Origin of the sequence: Amycolatopsis sp. GA6-003 (genome assembly GCF_046267895.1) — a bacterium.
Taxonomy (GTDB): domain Bacteria; phylum Actinomycetota; class Actinomycetes; order Mycobacteriales; family Pseudonocardiaceae; genus Amycolatopsis.
The window spans coordinates 2,153,080-2,172,311 of record NZ_CP176499.1 but is presented as its reverse complement, the minus strand read 5'-3'; the positions used below and the strand labels follow the sequence as shown (position 1 = coordinate 2,172,311).

The window sequence follows — 19,232 nt, the reverse complement described above, 5'->3', positions numbered from 1 at the left end:
GGAGTTGTGTGACGTGCGTGTTCTTGGCTACCTGGACGGTTCCGTAGCCGATCCGGACGACCCGCAGATCAAGGTCGCCGACCTGGGCCTGCTCCGCGGCGACGGAGTCTTCGAAACGGTCCTGGTCGAGGACGGCGAACCGCGGGAACTCGACCTGCACCTGGACCGGCTCGCCCGCTCGGCGCGGATGATGGAGCTGCCCGAACCGGACGACGCGCAGTGGGAACGGGCCATCCGCGCGGTGGTCGACGCCTGGCCCGACGACAGCGAAATCGCGATGAAACTCATCTACACCAGGGGTTTGGACAGCGAACCCGACTCCCCGCCGACGGCCTTCGCGCTCGGACTGGAGATCAGCCCGAAGATGCTGCGCGAACGCACCGAAGGCATCGCCGCGATCACCCTGGAGCGCGGCATCGAACCGGGTATCGCCGAACGCGCGCCGTGGCTGCTGCTGGGCGCGAAGACGTTGTCCTACGCGGTCAACATGGCCGCCCTGCGCGAGGCGAACCGCCGCGGCGCGTCGGACGTCATCTTCACCGCGACCGACGGTTCGGTGCTGGAAGGCCCGACGGTTTCGGTGGTAATGGTGCGCGACCGGACGCTGTACACGCCGCCGCCGATCATCGGCATCCTGCCCGGGACCACGCAGGCCGCGGTGTACCGGGGAGCCGAGCGCGCCGGGTTCACCGCGAAGATCGAAACGCTGACCGCCGACGACCTTTTCTCGGGCGACGGCGTTTTCGTCGCGTCGTCGGTCCGCAAACTGACCCGGGTGCACACCCTGGACGGCAAAAAACTGCCCGACTCGACCGAATTGCACCGCGAACTGAGCGCGGCCTACGAATCGGTGTACCGGTAGGGATCTTGCCGACCCCGCGCGCAACCGGGCAAGATCGGAACCGGCGAAGCCCGCCAGTCTTGCCCGGCGCCGGGCGGGCGGCGGGGAGAATATTCCGGCTGCGGGGAGGATCCGATGCCCGAGGATTCGGTTCTGCCGGCTGTGTCCTGCGTATGGGGTGGGCCGTGACCTCGGCTGGGCCTGGGCGGTCCGGTCGCGGTGGTGCGGGGGGTCTTGCTGGCCGGTTGCCTCGAGCGAGGGTTTCTTGGCGGGGTGTCAGCGCTCGGTTCGGTTCTGCGGTTTCTGACGCTGCGGGATCGAGGATGCGGCGCGCCTTTTCGGCTGCGAGGGGCTGTCGGGGCGGGGGCGGTCGTGTGACCGGTTGCCTTGTCTTCGCGGGTTCGGTGGGCGGTGTTTTGCCGGGGCGTGAGCCGGTCTCCACCGCCGTGAACTGTCCACTGCGCAGTGCTTCTCGGTGCGGAGGTCGTTGCGTGGTGGTCCGCCTTGTTTTCGGGGCTTCCGAGCGGGCTGTTTTGCTGGGGCGCGAGCCGGTCTCCTCCGCCGTGAGCTGTTCTCGGCGCAATGGTTCTCGCCGCGTGGTCATCCGCCGCGTCTTCGCGGCTTCCGAGCGGGCCGTCTTGCCGGGGTGTGAGTCGGTCTCCACCGCCGTGGGCTGTTCTCTGCGCAGTGCTTCTCGAGGCGGGGCTTGTCGCTTGATCATTCGCCTTGCCCTCGCGGCTCCGGAGCGTGATGCTCTGGCGGGGCTTGAGCCGAGCACCGTCCCCGCGCCCCGAGTCGTCCCGCGCAATGCTTCTCGGTGCGGAGGTCGCCCCGTGATCGTCCGCCTGGCTCCCGCGCCGCAAGCCGTTCCCCGTGCTGCACCCCTCGGTGCGGAGGTCGCCGCATGACCGCTCGTCCCGCCGTCCCGGAACGGGTGACGCCGTTGCGTCCCGGGCTCGTCCTGATCGGCGTTCTGCTGATCGCCACGAACCTGCGCGCCGCGATCACCACCCTCGGGCCCACCCTGAGCCTCGTCCAGGCCGACCAGGGGCTTTCGTCCGTCGCCGCGTCCGTCCTGGTCAGCGTGCCGCTCATCGCCTTCGCCGTCTGCTCGCCGATCGCGCCCAAGGTCGCCGCGAAGCTCGGGCTCGAGCGGGCGCTCGGCGCGGCGGTGGCGCTGCTCGCGGTCGGGATCCTGCTGCGTTCCACGCCGCCGCAGGTGTTGCTGTGGACCGGGACCGTGCTGCTCGGGGTCGCCATCGCGATCCTGAACGTCCTGCTCCCGGCCCTGGTCAAACGCGATTTCCCGACCCGGATCGGGCCGATCACCGGCACGTACACCGCGGTCCAGTCCGGCGTCGCCGCGATCGCCGCCGGGGTCGCGGTGCCGCTGGCCGGGCAGCAAGCAGGCGGATGGCGGCTGTCGCTGGGAGTCTGGGCCGGGCTCGCCCTTGTCGCGCTCGGGGTGTTCCTCCCGCAACTGCGGCGTTCCGCGACGGCACCGGCCCTCGCGCCGACCACCGGCGCGGCGCGGCCCTGGACGAGCGCGCTGGCCTGGCAGGTCACCATTTTCATGGGCCTGCAGTCGCTCGCCTTCTACGTGCTGGTGACCTGGCTGTCTTCGATCGAGCACGCCGCGGGCATCAGCTCGGTGACCGCGGGGTTCCACCAGCTGCTGTTCAACCTTTCCGGCCTGGCGGGCAGTCTCGCCTGCTCGGCGCTCATCCACCGGTTGCCGGATCAGCGGGCGATCGCGATTACCGGGTCGTTGCTGCTGACGAGTGCGTTGACGGGGCTCCTGGCCGCGCCGGGGGCCGCGGTGCTGTGGGCGATCCTCGCCGGACTCGCGGGCGGGATCACGCTGGCGCTGGCGTTGTCCCTGTTCGGATTGCGCACCAAGGACTATTCCGATGCGGGAGCGTTGTCCGGGATGGCGCAGTCCGCGGGGTACACGCTTGCCGCGCTGGGGCCGATCGCGATCGGCGCGATCCACGACGCGACCTCGTCCTGGACGCCCGCACTCGGGGTGATGATCGCGCTTGCGCTGGTGCAGACCGCGTTTGGGGCATTGGCTTCCCGGCCTCGGACGATTTGATCGTCCAAGGGTGGACAATAAGGACATGATCAACGTCCTCGTCGCCTACGCGGGAAAGCACGGCGGCACCCGCGAAATCGCCGAAGTCATCGGCGAGGAGTTGCGCGCCGCCGAGTTCGCCGTGGATGTGCGTGACGCGGGCGAGATCGACCGGGTCGCCGGGTACGCCGCGGTGGTGGTCGGCAGCGCGCTCTATTACGCGCGGTGGCGGCCCGAAGCGGTGCGGCTGCTGGAGCGCAACACCGAGGCGCTTCGGGCGCGTCCAGTCTGGTTATTCCACAGTGGACCATGTGGCCCTGGCGCGAATCTCACCCGGGTGAGCCTGCCCGCGCGCGTGACCTTGCTGGCCGCCGCGATCGACGCGGGGCGTACCGAGACGTTCGGCGGGCGGCTTGATCCGGCGCTCGCGGACGGTGTGCTGGAAAAACTGATGGCGCGCGGAAACCGGGTCGGCGATTTCCGCGATTGGGACAGAATCCGGGCGTGGGCGCGGGACATCGGCCGGCGGATTCATTCCCGCGTCCCGATCTGAGCGCCGCGCGAAACGCCCGGTTCCTCCGCTTTATCTTGATATGTCAGCGATGCGCGGTGTCCGCATGCGACTCTTGCCTCTCCGCCGCGCCGGGTGTAGACCAGGCCGGTGACCGAAAACGCAGCCGGGGGCAAGGAAAAACGCAAGCTCAGCGCCGATCAGCGGAATTCGTTCCTCGCCGCGTGGCTCGGCTGGAGCATGGACGCGTTCGACTATTTCCTGGTCGTGTTCGTGCTCGCGGACATCGCCAAGGACACATCGTTCGGGGCCACCGCCACCCAGTTGGCGTTCATCACCACCGCGACGCTCGTGATGCGCCCGGTCGGCGCGCTGCTGTTCGGGCTGTGGGCGGACCGGTCCGGACGGCGGGTCCCGCTGATGGTCGACGTCCTGCTGTACTCGGTGGCGGGCGTGCTGTGCGCGGTCGCGCCGAACTTCACCGTGCTGCTCGTCCTGCGGTTCGTCTACGGCATCGGCATGGGCGGCGAATGGGGGCTCGGCGCGGCGCTCGCGATGGAGAAGATCCCGGTGGAGCGGCGCGGGTTCTTCTCCGGGCTGCTGCAGGCCGGCTACTCCGCCGGATATCTGCTCGCCGCGTTGGCATATCTGTTGTTCCACACCGCGCTCGGCCTGGAGTGGCGGTGGATTTTCGTGCTGAGCATCTTCCCGGCGCTGATCAGCCTGCTGATCCGGGCGCGGGTCAAGGAATCCGAGGTGTGGGAGGCGGCGCAGGAGAAGATGCGCGTCACCCGGACGTCGGTCAAGGACGTCCTGCTCAACCCCAAGGTGCTGCGCCGGTTCGGGTACCTCGTGCTGCTGATGACCGCCTTCAACTGGATGTCTCACGGGACGCAGGACCTGTACCCCACGTTCCTGAAGGCGACCGACCACGGCGGCGCGGGGCTGAGCGCGGCGACCAGCACGTGGATCGCCGTGCTGTACAACGTCGGCGCGATCGTCGGCGGACTGGTCTTCGGCTCGCTGTCGGAACGCTTCGGCCGCCGGATGACGATCGTCGGCGCGGCGGTGCTCGGACTGCCGATCGTCCCGATCTTCGCCGTCGACCACGGGGCCGGGATGCTCGCGCTCGGCTCGTTCCTGATGCAGGTCATGGTGCAGGGCGCGTGGGGCGTCATCCCCGCGCACCTGACGGAAATGTCCCCGGACGCGATCCGCGGCTTCTTCCCCGGCGTGACATATCAACTCGGCAACCTGCTGGCCGCGCTGAACCTGCCGATCCAGCAAAGCATCGCCCAGTCGCAGGGCTACCCGGCCGCTCTCCTGTGGACGGTGATCCCGGTGCTCCTCGCGGTCGCCGTGCTGACCTCGCTGGGCAAGGAAGCGAAGTCCATCCGCTTCGGCGGGGAAGGCGCGACCACCGCGCCCGCCGGAACTTCCTGATCTTCCCCCTCCTGCCGGAGCGCCTTGCCGTCGAACAATCGCCGATATATCGTGTGCATATCGGCGATTGTTCGACGACGAAGGAGGAGCACATGACGAGGACCGCAGGCGGAGGACATCTCTTCCGGGGCTTCGGCGGACCGGAACGTTTCGGTGGACCCGGAGTGCCGTTCGGATTCGGCCGCCCCGGGCAGGTTCGCCCTGGTGACGGGGGGCGTGGCGGGCGGGGCGAGGGGAGGGAGCGACATCCGGGCGGACCGGGGGAAGGACACGGGTGGCCCGGGCCCGGCGAGGAGCGGGACCGGCCGGGGCAATTCGGTGGGCTGGGGGCTGAGTTCGGCTGGCCTGGGCATCCGGGCTGGCAGGTGGGTGAGCATCCCGGCTCGCTGGGTGTGGCGGGGGAGGGTCACGCGCACCCCGGCCATGCCGGTTTGCCGCGTGACCCGGTTGGGCACCACGGGCACCCCGGCCATCCGGGCGGGAACCCCGGCTACCCCGGTGGCGGGGAAGCGTGGGACGACACCGTCCTCCAAGCGCGCGGCGGCTTCCCTCCCGGACCTCCTGGGCCTCCCGGACCGCCTGGACCGCCGCATCGGCCGGGATTTCCCGGGTTTCCTGGCTTCCCCGGGTTTCCCGGCGGACCGGGCGGCCCCGGCGGGTTCTTCGGCGGTCCGCCCCACGGCGGGCACGGCGGGAGAGGGGGGCGAGGTCCGGCCCGTCCGGTGCGGCCGGCCGTTCTCGCTCTGCTCGCTGAGGAGCCGCGGCACGGGTATCAGTTGATGCAGGAGATCCGGCGTCGCACGAATGACGAGTGGCGGCCCAGTCCGGGGTCGATTTACCCGATTCTGCAGCAGCTCGAGGACGAAGGTCTCGTCCGCACGGCCGAGGAGGGCGGCCGGCGCGTCGCGCATCTCACCGAGGCTGGGCGGGAGCACGTCGCGGGGCGCGAGGAGGAGTTCGCCGCGCTGTGGGAGTCTTCGGCTCGCGACGAGGAACCCGGCGCGGACCGGTTCGCTGCGCTGTACCAGCAGATCGGCGAGCTGGCCGGGGCCGCGGCGCAGGTCGCGCACACCGGGAGCGAGGCGCAGTGCGCGGAGGCGCGCAAGATCCTCCGCGAAGCCCGCCGCCGGTTGTACGCGCTGCTCGCGGACGACGATTCCGACGAATGAAAACCCGCCGGTTGGCGAGTCCATTGTGGACTCGCCAACCGGCGGTCACCTCGGGGCACAACCGGAGGTGGTCTGGGCGCGCGTGTCGGTTGTTGGACGGCAGCGCGGTGCGGCGGGTCCAATGCGGCCATGCCATCGTTTGTCCACCTGCACGTCCATACCGAGTATTCGATGCTGGACGGTGCGGCGAAGATCGGTCCGTTGTTCGCGGAGGCTGCTCGGTTGGGGATGCCCGCGGTGGGGATGACCGATCACGGGAACATGTACGGCGGGGACGAGTTTTATCAGACGTCGAAGAAGCACGGGATCAAGCCGATCATCGGGATCGAGGCGTATGTGGCGCCGGAGTCGCGGTTTCACAAGAAGCCGGTGTTCTGGGGGCAGGCGTCGCAGCGGGGGTCGGACGAGTTCGGCGAGGGCGGCGACGTGTCGGGCGGCGGCGCGTATACGCACATGACGATGGTGGCGGGGAACGCGACGGGGTTGCGGAATCTGTTCAAGCTGTCGTCGCTGGCGTCGATTCAGGGGTATTACCGCAAGCCGCGGATGGATCGGGAGCTGATCGCGGAGAACGCGGAGGGGATCATCGCGACGACGGGGTGCCCGTCGGGCGAGGTGCAGACGCGGTTGCGGCTGGGGCAGCGGGAGGCGGCGATCCAGGCGGCCTCGGATTACAAGGACATTTTCGGCGCGGGGAATTTCTATCTGGAGCTGATGGACCACGGGTTGCCGATCGAGCGGTCGGTGAGGGAGGGGTTGCTGGAGATCGGGAGGCTGCTGGACCTGCCGCCGCTGGCGACGAACGATTCGCATTATGTGACGAAGGACCAGGCGGACACGCATTCGGCGTTGTTGTGCGTGCAGGCGGGGAAGACGCTGAACGATCCGACGCGGTTCAAGTTCGACGGGGACGGTTATTTCCTGAAGTCCGCGGAGGAGATGCGCGAGTACTGGGATAGGGAGGTCCCGGGGGCGGCGGACAACACGCTGCTGATCGCGGAGCGGGTGGAGTCGTATGAGGACGTGTACGCGCACAAGGACCGGATGCCGGTCTTCGACGTCCCCGAGGGCCACACCGAAGCCTCCTGGCTGCGCCATGAAGTGATGGCTGGGCTCGAGCACCGGCTGCCGGAGGGAGTGCCCGCCGAATATCGGGAGCGCGCCGAGTACGAGCTTGAAGTCATTGTGGACAAAGGGTTTCCCGGGTACTTCCTCATCACGGCTGACCTGATGACGCACGCCCGCGAGGCCGGGATTCGCGTGGGGCCGGGGCGTGGATCGGCGGCGGGCGCGCTCGTCGCGTACGCACTCCGCATCACCAATCTCGATCCGATCCGGCACGGTCTGCTGTTCGAACGCTTCCTCAATCCGGAACGAGTGTCCATGCCGGACATCGACATGGACTTCGACGACCGCCGCCGCGGCGAAATGATCCGGTATGCCACCGAGAAATACGGCTCCGACCGGATCGCCCAGGTCATCACCTTCGGCACCATCAAGACGAAAGCGGCGATCAAGGATTCCGCGCGAGTCCACTTTGGACAACCCGGCTACGCGATCGCGGACCGGATTTCCAAAGCATTGCCGCCGCCGGTGGCCGCCAAAGACATTCCGCTGTCCGGCATTGTCGACGCGAAGCACGAGCGTTACGCGGAAGCGGCCGAGGTGCGCATGCTGGTGGAGACCGACGAAGAGTGCAAGACGATCTTCGACACCGCCCGCGGCTTGGAGGGGTTGATTCGCAACGCGGGTGTGCACGCTTGCGCGGTGATCATGTCCAGCGAACCCTTGCTGAACGTGATTCCGTTGTGGCGAAGGGACGACGGCTCGATCGTCACCGGCTGGGACTACCCGTCGTGCGAGGCCATCGGCCTGCTGAAGATGGACTTCCTCGGCCTGCGCAACCTGACCGTCATCGGCGACGCGATCGACAACATCAAGGCCAACCGCGGCGAAGACATCGATCTCGACCGGCTGGCCACCGACGATCCGGAAACCTTCGCCCTGCTGGTCCGCGGCGACAGCCTCGGAGTGTTCCAATTGGACGGTGGCGCGATGCGGGACCTGTTGCGCCGCATGCGTCCCACGGGATTCGAGGACATCGTGGCCGTCAACGCGCTCTACCGGCCAGGCCCCATGGCGATGAACACGCACAACAACTACGCCGACCGCAAGAACAACCGGCAGGCCGTCGAACCGATCCATCCGGAACTGGAGGAACCGCTGCGCGAGATCCTCGCCGAAACGCACGGTCTGGTGGTGTACCAGGAACAGATCATGCAGATCGCGCAAAAGGTCGCGGGCTACTCGATGGGCCGAGCGGACGTGCTGCGCCGCGCGATGGGCAAGAAGAAAAAGGAAGTCCTGGAAAAGGAATTCGCGGGCTTCCGGGCCGGGATGCTCGGCAACGGCTTCTCCGCCGAGGCCGTGCAAGCGTTGTGGGACACGATCCTGCCGTTCGCGGGCTACGCCTTCAACAAATCGCACGCCGCCGGTTACGCGCTGGTCGGCTACTGGACCGCGTATCTGAAGGCGAACTACACCGCGGAGTACATGGCCGCGTTGCTCACGTCGGTGGGCGACAACAAGGACAAGTCGGCGATCTATCTGTCGGAGTGCCGCCGGCTGGGGATCAAGGTGCTGCCGCCGGACGTGAACGAGTCGGCTCTGCGGTTCGCGGCCGTCGGGAACGACATCCGGTTCGGCCTGGGTGCGGTGCGCAACGTGGGCGCGAACGTGGTGGAGTCGATCATCAAGACGCGCGAGGAGAAGGGCAAGTACTCCTCGTTCACTGATTTCCTGGACAAGTCGGAGCTGGTGGCCTGCAACAAGCGGGTGATCGAGTCGCTGATCAAGGCGGGCGCGTTCGATTCGATGGGGCACACGCGGCTGTCGATGATCCAGGTGCACGAGGACGCGGTGGAAGCCGTCGTCCCGCTCAAGCGCCAGGAAGCGATGGGCCAATTCGACCTCTTCGGCGGCGAAAACGAAGAACCGGCGTCCTCTCCGTTGGCGCACGTGAAATTCACCGCCGAAGAGTGGCCGCGCAAGCAGCTGCTCGCGCACGAACGGGACATGCTCGGCCTTTACGTTTCGGCGCATCCTTTGGACGGGGCCGAGGGCGTCCTCCGCAAATACGCACCGCGCCCGATCGCGGCGATCATCGACAACCCGCCGAAGGAAGGCGAACTCGTCGTCGCCGGATTGATCACCTCGCTGGAGCGGCGGGTGAACAAAAAAGGCGAACCGTGGGCGATCTGCACGATCGAGGATTTGGACGCGTCGCTGGAAGTGCTGTTCTTCGCCAAATCGTACGCGTTGTGCGCGGCGGATCTGGTCGAGGACAACGCGGTGCTGGTGAAGGGCCGGGTGAACTGGCGGGAGGACAAAATGTCGGTCTTCGGGGCGGATCTGGCGCCGCTGGACCTGACGGAACTCGGGGAAGCGCCGCTGGTGCTGCACACGCGGGCGGAGAAGGTGACGCTGCCGGTGGTGCTGGAACTCAAGCAGACTTTGCTGGCACACCAGGGAAACACGCCGGTGCACCTGCACGTGGGGGAGCGGCGTTACGCGCTCGACGGCTACTCGGTCAAGGTGACCCCGGCGCTGCTCGGCGAGGTGAAGACGATCCGGGGGATCACGGTGGGTTCGTGAGCGGCGATGCCGGGGAGAACCGCCGCTCACGACTCCCTTCGGCTGGGGCTCGTGAGCGCCTATGCCGGTTCTCCCCGGCGCCAGCGCTCACGAGCCCCTTCCCTCAGCGCTTCAGCCCGTGTTCGATCGCCTCGATGATCCGCGGCCGCAGCTGCGCCGTGCTGACGATCGCGTCCACCGACCCGACCTCGACCGCGCGCTGGATGCTGTGCACCCGGTCGAACTCCGACGCCACCTCGCCGAGCTTCTCCGACCGCACCGACGACGTGACCTCAGCCAGCTCGGCCGCGCACGCCGCCCGTTCCGCCCCGCTCAGCTCGCCGAGCCGTTTCTGCAGCTCAGCCACCCGCGGATCGTTCGCCGTCCGGGTCTTCACCTCGCCCGCGAACACCACCGCGGCCGCCGGCGCGCCGCCCAGCACCGAGGCGAACGAGCCCTCCAGCGCCAGCACCGTCATGTTCGGGTTCAGCGCCTTCGAGAACACCACGAACGCCCCGCCGTGGTAGCGCGAGATCACCGTGAACACGATCGGGCCCTCGAAGTTCACGATCGCGCGGCCGATCTCGGCCCCGTACTCCAGCTGGAGCTTCTTCATCGACTCCGGCGAGCCGTCGAAGCCGGACAGGTTCGCCAGCACCACCAGCGGACGGTTGCCGCTCGCCGCGTTGATCGCGCGCGCCGCCTTCTTCGACGACTTCGGGAACAGCGTGCCCGCGGTGAACGTGTCCGGGCCGTCGGTGGGCGGGAAGCCGCGGCGCGGCACCGAACGCGATTCGATGCCCAGCAGGCACACCGGGTGGCCGCCGATGTGCACGTCCTGCACCGCGGCGGTGTCCGCGTCCGCCATGCCCGCCCAGCGTTCCAGCACCGGGTGGTCCTGGTCCGACAGCGCGCGCATCACCGTGCGGATGTCGAACGGCTTCTTGCGGTCCGGGTTGTGCTCGGCGGAGAAGATCTGGCCCACCGTGGTGAAGTCGCTGCCGACGACGGCGTGCGGGTAGTCCGACACGTCGCGGGTCGCCGGGTCGGTCGTGACCGCCTTGCGCGGGCCCGTTTCGCCCGGCACGACGTAGGTGTGCGCGTAGTGCGCCATCAGCACGTCGCGCGCCCCGGCGAGGTTCGGCGCCCAGTACTGCGCCTGCCCGTTCGGGCCCATCACGCGGTCGTAGCCGCCGATGCCGAAGTTGTCCTCGGCCGACACGCCGCCGGAGAAGTCCAGCGACTGCTTGCCGGTGAGCACCATCGCCGAATCCGGCGTCATCACCAGGATGCCCTTGGTGTGCATGAGCATCGTGGCCTCGGCGTTCCAGTACGGCTGCGCGCCCACGGTGATCCCGGCGACCACGATGTTGATCTCGCCGCCGTCCTGGGTGAACTCCACGATCCGCTTCAGCGCGGCCGCGACCCAGTCCATGTTCTCGGTGCCGGACTCCATCGAGATCCGCGCGCCGGACGACAGCGCGAACCATTCGACCGGGACCCGCAGCTCCTGCGCCAGGTTCAGCGCCGCGATCACCCGCGTGCACTCCGGTTCGGCGAGCGCGCCGAGCGACTTCGTCGGGTCGCCCAGCAGCACCACGCGCTTGACGCCCTCGGGCACCAGGTCGGTCGGCGTGCTGACCACGCCGGCCACGAGCCCGGCCTTGTTCTGCCCGCGCGGCCGGTCGACCGGCACCAGCGCGCCGGTGTCGTCGAGGTCGTGCTCCACGAAGGACCCGCCGCCGGCCAGCAGGTCGGTCAGCTCGTACGGGTACACCGTGTCGCGGCGGGCCGCGCGCAGCACCTTCTGCCGGTAGTCGTCCAGCGGCTGCACCGGTTCGGTGCTCGGGGCCTCGACCGTGAGCCGCACGCCCGCGCCGACCTCGTTGCGGACGGTCACCGCGACGTCGGTCAGCTCGCCGGTTTCGGCGTTCCGCTGGCGGGCGAGGAACTGGATCTCCTCCAGGCCCGCGCCCGCGGTGGTCGGCAGCACGCGGCGGGCGAGCAGGTTCAGCTCGTCCATGGTCAGGTCGCTCGGCGGCCACACGTAGATGACGATCCGGTTGGTGTCGAACCGGTTCTTCGCCGGACGCCGCGCCTGCGCGTTGCGGACCGCGTCGAGGCACGCGGCGAGCGTGTCCTCGGCCGAGGGCAGCGACACGAGCCTGCCGTCCGCCTCGCGCAGCGGCGTGAGGTCGCGGACCTGCGCCATCGCGATCAGCCGCTCGTCGGCCGGGTTCGTCTTCGCGGTGCCGGTGAACAGGTAGACCTCTTCGTCCGCCGACGGCAGCCGGGTGAGGTCGAATTCCTGCAGCCGCTCCAGCTGCAGCCGCTCGGCGACGCGCGGGTGCAGGCCGCGGATCACCCGGTCCTCGGCGAACCCGGATTCGGTGCGGCGGAAGGTGAAGTGGTGGTGCATCACCGCGCCGCCGCCCCCGGCGACGGTGGTGACGACCCGGTCGACATCGGCCGGAAGCGGTTGCGCCGCCACGATTTCGCCCAGCTTCGCGGCCATCGCGTCGCTGTCCGGCTGGTCCGTCCACTTGAGATAGACGTCCGCGGCGACCGGCGCCCCGGCGCCGGCGGACAGTTCGGCGACCGCGCGCATCGCGTCCGGCAGCTGCGGGAAGTCGACCGCGGTGGTGACCACGCGCGCCGGTTCGGGGTGCTCCGCGGTGACGAACGAGCAGCCCGCGACCTCGCGCACGCGCACGTCGGTGAGCGCCTTGTTGCCGTAGTAGCGCCGGGTCAGCACCTCGAGCATCGGGGCCGGGTCCGCGCCCGGCCGCCCGATCCGCTGGCCGAGCAGCCGCACCAGCGGCTCGTTGCTCGACACCATGCCGGAGATCCGCTCGGCGCGGTCGGGCGCGTCCGGGTTGCGGTCGAGATAGCGCAGGTGGCCGCGGATCTCGGCGTACACCTCGGCGCGGGCCCGGCGCAGCATCGGCTGCGCGAACCAGCGGAACACCACGCCGCGGGCGAGGTCGCTGACCGCCGGGAACCGCAGCTGCGTGGCGGCGACCAGGTGCTCCAGCGCAAGCCCGGCCGCCTCGCGCAGCTCGGCCGAGGGCGGGGCCTCGGCGAGCCACTGCCGCAGCAGCGCGGACACGATCGCGCTGTCGCTCGAAGCCCGTTGCTGGGCAAGGAAAATCCGGAAGACCGCCTCTTCCAGCTCCGGCGTGCGCTCGAGGTCGCCGACGCCGTAGTGGCCGAGCACGCGGCGCAGCCGGCCCTGGAATTTCTCCGGCAGCCCGGCCCGCTCGACGTCGAGGCTCTGCAGATAGGTGTGGAAGTACTCGCGGGCGCTGTGCACCGGGCTCGACGCGCTGAGGTCGTCGTCGGCGGGCTTGTTGCGGCTCAGCTCGGACAGGTCGGCGAACACGTCCAGCAGTTCGAGCTCGCCCTCCAGCGGACGCGCCGGCAGCTGCGCGCGCGCCGCCAGGTAGCCGCTGAGCACGCGGCCCTGGTCGTGCGGGTCGACGTCGAACCCGAGCAGCAGGCTGCGCAGATCCTGCCTGCCGCGCTCGACCCGGTCGGCCGCGCTCGTGCCGTCCTGCTCGGCGGGCAGATCGATTTCGGCGGTCTCGGTCTGCGCGGCGGCCTCGTCCTCGGAACCGTCGGCCAGCGGTTCGAGCCGCAGCAGCGGCGCCCCGGTCTCCACCTGGCTGCCGATCGACACCGGAAGTTCCTTGACCCGGGCCCGGAACGGCGCGCGCAGCACCGTCTCCATCTTCATGCTTTCCAGCACGAGCACCGGCGCGCCGGATTCGACCTCGTCGTCCACCGCGACCGGCGTGGCGACCACCAGCGCGGGCGCGGGGGAGCGGACGACGCCGCCCTCGTCGCGGCTGATCCGGTGCGTGACGCCGTCGACCTCGACCAGGTGGATCGGCCCGTGCGTGCCGGTGACGAGCCGGAACCGCGTGCCGTTGACGGTGATCTGGCCGCTGTACTCGTCGAACCGCTCCAGCTCGACGTCGGCCTGGTGCACGTCGCCGCCGCCGCTGACGCCGACCCGGAACCGCTTCGGGCCGGTGCGCGCGACCGTGACGCGGTAGGACGCGCCGCGCAGTTTCAGGTCCAGCGGCCGGATTTCGTGGCGCACCTGCGGACGGCCGCCGAACGCGGTGGACAGCAGGCGCTGCCGGCCGACCTCCTCGTCGTCCTCGTAGGCCTCGATCGCCGCCGCGGCGAGCGCGACCGCGGAATGCCGCGTGGTGACGAGCCGGCCTTCGGCGCGGACGCGGTCGATCCAGCCGGTGTCCGCGCTGGCGTCGATCACCTCGGGCTGGTCGAGCAGGTCGAGCACGAAGCTCTTGTTGGTGGCTCCGCCCTCGATGAGCACGGACGTCTCGGCCATCGCCCGGCGCAGCCGCGCGAGCGCCTGGTCGCGGTCGCGGCCGTAGGCGATGATCTTGGCGATCATCGAGTCGAAGTCGGCGGGGATGGTGTCGCCCTCGCTGACGCCGGTGTCGACCCGGATGCCCGGGCCGGCGGGCAGCAGCAGCCGCGCGATGCGGCCCGGGGACGGCGCGAAGTCGCGGTCCGGGTCCTCGGCGTTGAGCCGCGCTTCGACGGCGTGCCCGGACTCTTCCGGCTGGGTGCCTTCGAGCTTGCCGCCGGACGCGACGTGCAGCTGCAGCCGGACCAGGTCGGTGCCGGTGGTGATCTCGGTGATCGGGTGCTCCACCTGGAGCCGGGTGTTGACCTCGAGGAAGGCGAACATCCGGTCGCCGGGGTGGTAGAGGAATTCGACGGTGCACGCGCCGCGGTAGCCGACCGCGACCGCGAGCCGTTCGGCCGACGCCTTCAGCTCGGCGGTCTGGTCCGCGCCGAGCACCGGCGAGGCGGACTCCTCGATGATCTTCTGGTTGCGCCGCTGCACCGAGCAGTCGCGGACGCCGAGCGCCCACGCGGTCTCGCCGTCGGAGATCACCTGGACCTCGACGTGCCGCGCGCCGGTGACCAGCCGCTCCAGGAACACGACGCCGCTGCCGAACGCGCGCAGCGCCTCCTGGCTGGTGCGCTCGTACGCCTCGGTGAGGTCGTCCGCCGATTCCACCTTGCGGATGCCGCGCCCGCCGCCGCCCGCGGTGGCCTTGAGCATCAGCGGGTAGCCGATCTTGTCGCCCGCCGCCAGCGCCTCCTCGAGCGTCGCGACCTCGCCGCCGCTCCACGGGGCGACCGGGACGCCGACCTCCTCGGCGATCAGCTTCGCGCCGATCTTGTCGCCGAGCTTGCGCATCGCGTCCGCGCTCGGGCCGACGAAGGCGACGCCGATCTTCTCGCACAGTTCGGCGAAGGCCGGGTCCTCGGCGACGAAGCCCCAGCCGACCCACGCCGCGTCGGCCTTGGTCTCGACCAGGGCCTTCTCCAGTTTGGCGAGGTCGAGGTAGGGCCGCGCGGAGGCGGGGCCGAGCGAATAGGCGACGTCGGCTTCGCGGACGAAAGTCGCGGTGGCGTCCGCGTCCGTGTAGAGCGCGACCGTCTCGATCCGTCGCCCGGTCTCGGCGGACAAGTCCCGGACGGCGTGGATCAACCGCATCGCGGCCTCTCCGCGGTTGACGATGGCGACGCGATTGAACACGGACAAAGCCTCCCAGTGAACCGACTGCACCCACGCACAGCAGGCGACGCCGGACCCGCCGGAACGTCGCCTGTCTTCGTCGTACACATTGCTCCCTTACCGCCGGGTACACCAATGTCGCGGATGGCGCATGCCGCGCCTGCCGGTTTGTAGGAACCCGCCAAAAACGGCTCGTGTCACGTCGTCCGGGCCTCGTTTCTCGCGAGGTATGCCACAAATCACGCCCGGTCGGCGGCGGCTGGACGGCCGGCCGTTCCCAGGGGGTCGGACAGGGGTCACCCGCAGTTCAGGCGGCGGTGCGGAGGGCGCCCGGACGAACCGGAGCTGAGGCTCCCCTGAGGTGGGAAATTGTGACCCTTGACACTCCTCGCGGGGCCCCCTACGGTCCGAGTAATCGATTTCTCGACGCGGGGCGGGCCGAGAGGGCGGGGCATGGGCGACGGTGGCGTCGCGCTGGTCGAGCTGGCCGGCGTCAGCAAGACCTACGGCGGGGTGCGTGCCCTGGGCGCGGTGGATTTCACCGCGGCGAAGGGGGAGGTGCACGCGCTGCTCGGCGAGAACGGGGCAGGCAAGTCCACGCTGCTGAAGATCTTGTCGGGGGAAATCGCCGCGGGGGGAGGGGCGATCCGGATCGCGGGGGAGGCGGTCCGGTTCGCCCGCCCGGCCGACGCGCGCCGCGCCGGGGTCGCGATGATCCACCAGGAACTGGACCTCGTTCCCGCGCTTTCGGTGGCGGAGAACGTCTTCCTCGGCCGCGAACCGCACACCCGGGCCGGCACGGTCGACCGGCGGCGGATGGTCGCGGCCACGCGCGAGGTGCTGGAGCGGTCCGGCGTCGGCCTCGACCCGCGCACGCCGGTCGAACGGCTGCGCACCGGCGAACAACAGCTCGTCACCATCGCGAAAGCCCTGTCGCTGGACGCGCGGATCCTGCTGATGGACGAACCCACGTCGGCGCTGTCGCCGCGCGAGGTCGAGCGGCTGTTCACGGTCATCGACCAGCTGCGCGCCGACGGGGCCGCGATCGTCTACGTGTCGCACCGGATGGACGAGATCGGCCGGGTCGCGGACCGGGCGACAGTGCTGCGCAACGGCGAGGTCGTCGCGGAGTTCAGCGCGGCGGAGCTGACCGCGGAACGGGCGGCGGAGGCGATGGCCGGCCGTCCGGTGCACCTGATGTTCCGCGCGGACAGCGTGTCTTCGCCGGATCAGGACGAGGTGCTTCGCGTCGAAGATCTCGTGGTGCGGCCGCGTGCCGGGCGGCGGGAGCCGGACGGGATCAGTCTCACCGTGCGGGCGGGCGAGATCGTCGGGGTTGCCGGATTGCTCGGCGCGGGGCGGACCGAGTTGCTGGAGACGCTGTACGGCGCGTCCGGCGGCAAGGTTCTCCGGGGAAGGATTTTCCTGCGGGGCAAGGAGTTCCGGCCGCGGTCGCCGCGCGCGTCGCTGCGGGCGGGGATGGCGTTCGTGCCCGAGGACCGGCGGATCGCGGGGCTGGCGCTGGAGCATTCCGTCGTGGCGAACACCGTGCTGTCCATTGTGGACCGGCTGGCCCGGTTCGGGATCGTTCCCGGACGGCGCGAGCGGGCGGTGGCCGGGAAAGAAGCGGGGCGGCTCGGGGTGAAACTCGGGTCGCTCGCCGATCCGGTGGGTTCGCTGTCCGGCGGGAACCAGCAGAAAGTGGTGCTGGGCCGGGCTTTGCTCACCGAACCGGCGTTGCTGCTGCTGGACGAGCCGACGCGCGGCGTGGACGTCGGGGCGAAGGCGGAGATCTACCGGCTGCTCGGCGAGGCCGCGCGCGGCGGCGTCGGGGTGGTGCTGGCGTCGTCGGAACCGGCGGAGCTGGTCGGCGTGTGCGATCGCGTGGTTGTGCTGCGCGGCGGGCGCAGCGTGCACGAGCTGGACACCGCCCGCGCCGGCGAGGCGGAACTGCTCGCCGCGTCGATGGGAGACGTCCGGTGACCGGGCGCGCCGTGCTGGCCGCGGTGTTCCGGTTCCAGAGCGTCTTCGGGCTCGTGCTGGTGTTCGCCGCCGCGATCGTCTTTTCCCCGCACCGCGACGGGGAGCTGGTGTTTCTGGGCAGCGGCAACCTGTTCAACGTCGTCCGCGCGATCTCCGAGATCGGCATCATCGCGGTCGGCATGACGCTGGTGATCCTGGTCGGCGGCATCGACCTGTCGGTGGGCTCGGTGATGGGGCTGGCCAGCGTCGGCGTCGCGCTGCTGCTCACCAGCGGCGGCTGGGGCCTCGTGCCGGGCTTGCTGGCGATCCTCGCGCTCGGCTTCGGTTTCGGCCTGGTGCAAGGGATCGCGAGCGCGCGGTTCCGGATCCAGTCGTTCATCGTGACGCTCGCCGGGATGCAGATCGCCCGCGGCATCGCGCGCATGTGGTCCGGCGGCGAAGGCGTTTCGATCGCCTACGGCACCGGTCCCGGCCAGGCTCCGGTGCCGTTCTCGCTGCTGGGCGAGCGGACGTTCGGCGGCGTGGTGCCGATCCCGGCGCTGTTCTTCGTGGTCGTCGCCGCTCTGGCGGTGCTCGTGCTGCGGGCGAGCGCGTTCTCTCGGCACGTGTACGCGATCGGCGGCAACGAGAAGGCCGCGGTGCTGTCCGGAGTGCCGGTGATCCGGGTGAAAGTGCTGGTCTTCGGCCTGTGCGGGCTGCTCGCCGCGCTGGCCGGGATCGTCCACGCGGGACAGTACAACTTCGGCGGGCCCAACGACGGCACCGGCTACGAGCTGAACGCCATCGCGGCGGTCGTGATCGGCGGGACCAGCCTGTCCGGCGGGCGCGGGTCGGTGTCCGGCACCGTCGCGGGCGCCCTGCTGGTCGGCGTGCTCGACAACATCCTCCAGCTCAACGACATCGATGCGAACGTCCAGCTGATCGTGGTCGGCGTGGTGATCGTGCTGGCCGCGGGCCTGCAGCGGCTGCGCCCGGCCACGGTCTAGACGTTCGGGGAAAGAGGCGCAATGTCCGGCATCCTCCGCGGCGGAGCGGTCCTGGCGGGGCTGGCCCTCGTCGCCGCTTGCGGCACCACGCACGAGAACGCGCCGGGCGCGTCGTCCGGGACCGCGCCGGCCGCGAAACAGTGCCGCGGCCCGAGCGGGAAATACAAAATCGGGATGAGCCAGGCGAATCTCGCCGAACCGTATCGGGTCCGGATGGACGACGACATCCGCAAAGCGGCGGCCGGGGTGCCGCAATTCAGCGTCAGTTACGCGGATGCCGCGCAGGACAATGCGAAACAGGTCGAGCAGGTCAACACCTTTCTCACTCAGGGAATCGACCTGCTGATCATCAGCCCGAACGAGGCGACGCCGCTGACCGGGGTGGTGAAGAAGGCCTACGACCAGGGGATTCCGGTGCTCGTGCTGGACCGGAAGGTCGACGGCGACGGGTACACGTCGTTCATCGGTGCGGACAATGTGGACATCGGCCGGCAGGCGGGGAAGTTCTTCGCCGAGAAACTGCTGCCGCACGGCGGGAAAGTCGTCGAGCTGAAGGGGCTCGCCGGGTCGACGCCCGCCAAGGAACGCAGCGACGGATTCAACCAGGGCATCACCGACCGGAATATCACCGTGGTGGGCAGCGCGGACGCGGATTGGTTGCGGGACAAGGGGCAGCAGCAGGCGGACGCGTTGCTGAAGGCGCATCCGGACGCGCAGGCGATGTTCTCCGAAAACGACCCGATGGCCGAGGGCGCGCGCATCGCCGCGCAGAACGCGGGCCGCGCGGACCTGCCGATCGTCGGCATCGACGGCCTGCCGGTGCCCGAGGGCGGCATCAAGGCGGTGGAGGCCGGCCGGCTGTCCGCGACGTTCATTTACCCCACCGGCGGCAAGGAAGCCGTTGCGGCGGCGAAGAAACTGCTCGTCGACTGCCAGCCCGTGGCGAAGACGCAGACCCTGCCCACCCGCCTGGTGACGCGCGACAACGCGGCCCAGGTCTACGCCGAACTGAACCGGAGCTGACCC

At 69.9% G+C, this 19,232-nt stretch carries 10 protein-coding genes; 9 read left to right on the top strand and 1 reads right to left on the bottom strand.

Going from position 1 to position 19,232, the window contains the following annotated elements; genetic code table 11:
- Nucleotides 1–13 precede the first annotated feature (13 nt).
- The 6 genes from F9C12_RS09210 (at nt 14) to dnaE (ending at nt 9,692) form a co-directional block, all read left to right on the top strand.
- The gene (locus tag F9C12_RS09210; protein WP_409465554.1) at nt 14–862 is read left to right on the top strand and encodes an aminodeoxychorismate lyase; all 849 of its coding nucleotides are present in this window, start codon (nt 14–16) and stop codon (nt 860–862) included.
- A gap of 883 nt (nt 863–1,745) precedes the next feature.
- Nucleotides 1,746–2,936, top strand: coding sequence for a CynX/NimT family MFS transporter (locus tag F9C12_RS09205; protein WP_409465553.1), 1,191 nt, complete (start codon nt 1,746–1,748; stop codon nt 2,934–2,936).
- Nucleotides 2,937–2,961: 25 nt separating this feature from the next.
- Nucleotides 2,962–3,468, top strand: coding sequence for a flavodoxin domain-containing protein (locus F9C12_RS09200; RefSeq protein ID WP_409181579.1), 507 nt, complete (start codon nt 2,962–2,964; stop codon nt 3,466–3,468).
- Between the two features lie 198 nt (nt 3,469–3,666).
- A complete protein-coding gene (locus F9C12_RS09195; protein WP_409466982.1) occupies nt 3,667–4,869 on the top strand; it encodes an MFS transporter in 1,203 nt (400 codons plus the stop codon).
- 722 nt (nt 4,870–5,591) lie between these two features.
- Nucleotides 5,592–6,038: a PadR family transcriptional regulator gene (locus tag F9C12_RS09190; RefSeq protein ID WP_409465552.1), complete on the top strand. Its 447-nt coding sequence runs from the start codon at nt 5,592–5,594 to the stop codon at nt 6,036–6,038.
- A 129-nt stretch (nt 6,039–6,167) separates the two neighbouring features.
- Complete coding sequence (gene dnaE, locus F9C12_RS09185) at nt 6,168–9,692, top strand: DNA polymerase III subunit alpha (protein WP_409465551.1); 3,525 nt, start codon at nt 6,168–6,170, stop codon at nt 9,690–9,692.
- A gap of 103 nt (nt 9,693–9,795) precedes the next feature.
- Here the strand turns inward: dnaE and F9C12_RS09180 are convergent, their stop codons facing one another.
- Nucleotides 9,796–15,258: a biotin carboxylase N-terminal domain-containing protein gene (locus tag F9C12_RS09180; protein WP_409465550.1), complete on the bottom strand. Its 5,463-nt coding sequence runs from the start codon at nt 15,256–15,258 to the stop codon at nt 9,796–9,798.
- A 432-nt stretch (nt 15,259–15,690) separates the two neighbouring features.
- On the opposite strand from F9C12_RS09180, the gene F9C12_RS09175 reads away from it, so the two are divergent.
- From F9C12_RS09175 to F9C12_RS09165, 3 genes are read left to right on the top strand one after another with little or no spacing between them, the layout of a single operon-like run.
- Nucleotides 15,691–17,220 (top strand): sugar ABC transporter ATP-binding protein, encoded by a 1,530-nt coding sequence (locus F9C12_RS09175; RefSeq protein ID WP_409465549.1) that lies wholly within the window; start codon nt 15,691–15,693, stop codon nt 17,218–17,220.
- Nucleotides 17,217–18,206, top strand: a complete 990-nt coding sequence (locus tag F9C12_RS09170; RefSeq protein WP_409465548.1) for an ABC transporter permease — start codon at nt 17,217–17,219, stop codon at nt 18,204–18,206. The genes F9C12_RS09175 and F9C12_RS09170 overlap by 4 nt, the downstream gene beginning before the upstream one ends.
- 21 nt (nt 18,207–18,227) lie before the next feature.
- Nucleotides 18,228–19,229 (top strand): substrate-binding domain-containing protein, encoded by a 1,002-nt coding sequence (locus F9C12_RS09165; protein WP_409181573.1) that lies wholly within the window; start codon nt 18,228–18,230, stop codon nt 19,227–19,229.
- The last annotated feature ends 3 nt before the right edge of the window (nt 19,230–19,232 follow it).